General features: G+C 72.8%; 3 protein-coding genes. All 3 read left to right on the top strand.

Annotated elements, in window-relative coordinates:
- Positions 1-1,735, top strand: a 1,735-nt coding sequence (locus NBZ85_RS28755; RefSeq protein WP_261563088.1) for a lipopolysaccharide biosynthesis protein, incomplete at its 5' end; no start/stop codon positions are given.
- On the top strand, positions 1,735-3,072 hold the full coding sequence (locus NBZ85_RS28750; protein ID WP_261556402.1) for a glycosyltransferase family 2 protein: 1,338 nt from the start codon (positions 1,735-1,737) through the stop codon (positions 3,070-3,072). The genes NBZ85_RS28755 and NBZ85_RS28750, both read left to right, overlap by 1 nt.
- Positions 3,059-3,886: a hypothetical protein gene (locus tag NBZ85_RS28745; protein WP_261563087.1), complete on the top strand. Its 828-nt coding sequence runs from the start codon at positions 3,059-3,061 to the stop codon at positions 3,884-3,886. The genes NBZ85_RS28750 and NBZ85_RS28745 overlap by 14 nt, the downstream gene beginning before the upstream one ends.
- The last annotated feature ends 2 nt before the right edge of the window (positions 3,887-3,888 follow it).

Below are 3,888 nucleotides of genomic sequence, written 5' to 3'. Positions count from 1 at the left end.
CTCCACCGCGGCCACCGCGGCCACCCGGCCGTCCCGCGACCGCAGGCTGGTGCTGGACGCCTACGCGCTCACGGCGAGCTCCGTCGGGAACGCGCTCACCGGTCTGCTGTGCTACGTGATCTCCGCGCGGCTGTTCCCGCAACACGTGGTCGGCCAGGCCGCAGGCCTTACCTCGGGGCTGGTGCTGCTCTCGGCGATCGCGTCGCTGGACCTGCACACCGCGTTGCAACGGTTCCTGCCGGCGGCCGGCGCGTCCGGCGGCCGGCTGGTGCGAGGCTGCTACATCACCGTCGCGGCGGCGAGCATGGTGGCGGGGGTTCCCTTCGTCATCCTGTTCGGCACCGACCTGTTCGGCGGGCACCCCGGCCAGGGACTGCTGTGGTACCCGGCGGCGGTGGCGCTCTGGTCGGTCTTCGCGCTGCAGGATGTGGTGCTGCTGGGAATGGGCGCCGCCATGCTCGTGCCGGTCGAGAACCTGGTGTTCGGGTTGCTCCGGCTGGCGCTGCTGGTCTGCTTCGTCGGCGGCGGCGCCTTCGCCGTGTTCGCCTCGTGGCTGCTGCCGGTGATCCTGCTCGTGGTCGTGATGAACATCATCGTCTGGCGTCGCGTCCTACCGCGCTTCGCGGCGGCCTCGCCACCCGGGCCACCGGGCTGGGACGCGCGCACCATCACCCGCTTCGTCAGTGGTAGCCACCTCGGCAACCTGGTCGGGGTGGCCAGCGCCAACCTGCTGCCGCTGCTGGTGGTGGCGCGGCTGGGCACCGAGGGAAACGCGGTCTTCTTCATCGCCTGGACCATCCCGTACAGCCTGCGGATGATCTCGTTCAACTTCGGGGCATCCCTACTGGTACACGGCTCGATGGAACCCGGCCAGATCCCGTCGCTGCTGCGGACCATGCTGCGCCGCCAGGCGACGCTGGTCGCCCCCGTGCTCGTCATCCTGATGCTGTTCGCCCACCCCGTCCTGGCCGTCTTCGGCCCCTCCTACACCTGCGCCGCGAACCTGCTACGCCTGCTCGCCCTCAGCCTCGTGCCCATGGCCGCCATGTCGGCCTACCTGCCGATCGCACGGGTCAAAGGCCGGTGGATCGAGGCGGTGGCGATCAGCGCGGCGGGCGGGGTGGCGGAGCTCGGCGTCTCCTGGTTCGGCCTGGTGCACCACGGCCTGACCGGCCTGGGACTCGGCTTCCTCGCCGCGGACGGCGCCGTGGCGCTGGCCGTCCTGCCGCGCCTGCTGCCCTTCCTGATCCCCTCGACCCGGACCCGCAGGGAAAGGCGGTCCACGATGGACCCCGACACCGAGCGCACAGTCGGCCTGCGCCCGCAGGCGCCGGGTCGACCCGGCCGGGGCGAGGCGGTTGGCGAGCGGACCCGCGCGGTCGTGGACGCGGCCCTGCTGGCCCTGCTCGTGCTCCTCGTCGGCGTGGTCCTGATCGCGCCCCACTCGGCCCTGCGGCCCCTCGTCGCGATCGCCTGCTTCAGCCTCGTGCCCGGCTGGGCCGTCCTGACCCGGCTCGCCCCGCTGGACCCCCTGACCACCCTGGGGCTCGCCGTGGCCTTCAGCCTCGCCGCGGAGCTGCTCGTGAGCGTGGTGCCCGTGTTCCTCGGGGCCTGGCACGCCGCCGTGCCGGCGCTCGTGCTCGGCCTGCCAGGCGCCGCGCTGATCGGGCTCGACCTGTTCCGACGCTGCGGCCCGTTCCGTCCCATCAGATCGACAGGTAAGGACACCGCGTGATGACCGATAGTCGGCAGCCGTGGCAGCGGTCCCGCCCCGTTCCCACCTTCTGCGGGGAGATCGAACTCGGGGATCCGGTGCTGCCCACCGCGCCGGTCGTCCAGGAAAGCGGGGAGCCCTACGCGCAGATCCGGCTGCTCGCCCGGCTGCATGCCGAGCCGCTCGGCTACGTCAACCTGCAGTTGAGGGACGGCATCCTCAACCACGACGAGTTCTTCGAGACCGCCCACCTGGCGTTCGCCGACCGGATGGCCGTGCACCTGCGCGGCGACGGCCGGCGGATGGTGCCGGCGCTCGGCCCGGGGGTGATACCGCCCCGGGAGCAGGTCGCCCACTGCTCCCGGGCCATGGTGGACCCCACGTCGGTGACCGTTGTCGTGTGCACCCGCAACCGGGCCGCGATGCTGCCGGCCTGCCTGGCGGGACTGCAGGCGCTGGACCATCCGGACCTGGAGGTGGTCATCGTCGACAATGCGCCGTCGGACGACTCCACCCGGGCGGTGTTCGACCGGCTCGTCGGCTCGTCGCCGCGGTTCCGCTACGTCCGCGAGGACCGTCCCGGGCTGTCCTGCGCGCGCAACCGTGGGGTCGCCGAGGCGCGGGGTGAGGTGATCGCCTTCACCGACGACGACGTGCGCGTCGACGGCGGCTGGGTCGCCGGCCTGTTGCGCGGCTTCCGGCAGGGCGCCAACGTCGGCTGCGTGACCGGCCTGGTCTCGACCGCGACGCTGGAGAACCTGGCCGAGTACTACTTCGACTCCCGGGTGACCTGGGCATCGAGCTGCCAGCCGCACCTGTACGACCTGGACCGCCACCGCCTCGCCCATCCGCTCTACCCGTACTCCGCGGGCGTGTTCGGCGCCGGCGCCAACTTCGCCGTCCGCGCCGGCATGATCCGCGAGCTCGGCGGGTTCGACGAGGCCCTCGGCGCCGGCACCCTGACCGAAGGCGGCGAGGACCTCGACGCCTTCGTCCGGGTCCTGCTCGGCGGATACCAGCTCGCCTACGAGCCCGCGGCGCTGGTCTGGCACAGCCACCGCAGCGACCTCGACGCGCTGCGCAAGCAGATGTGGGGCTACGGCACCGGGCTCACCGCCTACCTGGTCAAGCACCTCGGCGACCGCCGCAGCCGGACGGACATCCTCACCAAGCTGCCCGTCGGCCTGTGGAAGATCTGGAAGATCGGCGACGCGACCCGGGAGAGCTACGGACGCGAGCACACGATGCCCCGCGGCCTGCTCGCCCGCGAACGGGCCGGGATGGTCGCCGGACCGATCCTCTACGCGCAGTCCCGCGCGGCCGCGCAGCGCAGCGGCGGGGTCGATGCCAGGTCCTGACAGCCTGCCACGGGTCATTCCGCGGCGACCGGAGACCGGCACCTACGGCACCGGCACCTGTGGCACCGGCACCCCGGCGGTCGGGGCGCTGGGCCGGTCCACCGAGCTGTGGTGGCGCGCCGGCCCACGCCGAAACGGGGCGCTGCTCGCCGCGGTCGTCGTCGGGCTGGTCGGCTGGGCTGTCAGCCTGCACGGCATCGACGTCGACCGGCTCGGTTCCTACGGCCTGTTGGCCGCGCTGCCGGCGCTGTGGTTCGTCGCGCTCGGCGCCCTGGTCGTCGCCGCGGTCGCCGCCCTGTCGGCGGCGCGGCCGTCCGGCCCGGTCCTCGCCTGCGTCGGCATCGCCCTGGTGATCGTGCTCTACGCGACGATCCCGGCGGTCACCGACCTGCCGCAGTACGCCTACGTGTACAAGCACATCGGCGTCACCCGGTTCATCGAGGCGCACCAGGGCGTCGACCGGTCGGTCGACCTCTACCACCGCTGGCCCGGATTCTTCGCCCTGGCAGCCTTCTTCGGCGAGGTCGCCGGCCGACCCGACCCGGTGACGTTCGCGGCCTGGGCCGAACCGTTCTTCGCCGTCGTCGACCTGTTCCTGGTCGCCGCGCTGGCCCGCGCCGTCCTCGGCGGCACCCGCGTGCCATGGCTCGCCGCGTACCTGTTCACCGCGGGGAACTGGATCGGGCAGAACTACTTCGCGCCGCAGTCGATCAGCTTCACCCTCGCCTTGGCGATCTACGTGATCGTGGCCGGCCAGCTCACCGGCGGCTCCGGCGGCTCCGGCGGCCGCCGGAGCCGCCGGAGCCGCCGGTGAGC

It is taken from the genome of Frankia tisae (genome assembly GCF_025403405.1).
Classification (GTDB): domain Bacteria; phylum Actinomycetota; class Actinomycetes; order Frankiales; family Frankiaceae; genus Frankia; species Frankia tisai.
Note: the sequence above shows the minus strand (reverse complement) of the source record. Positions and strands in the feature narration are given on the sequence as shown.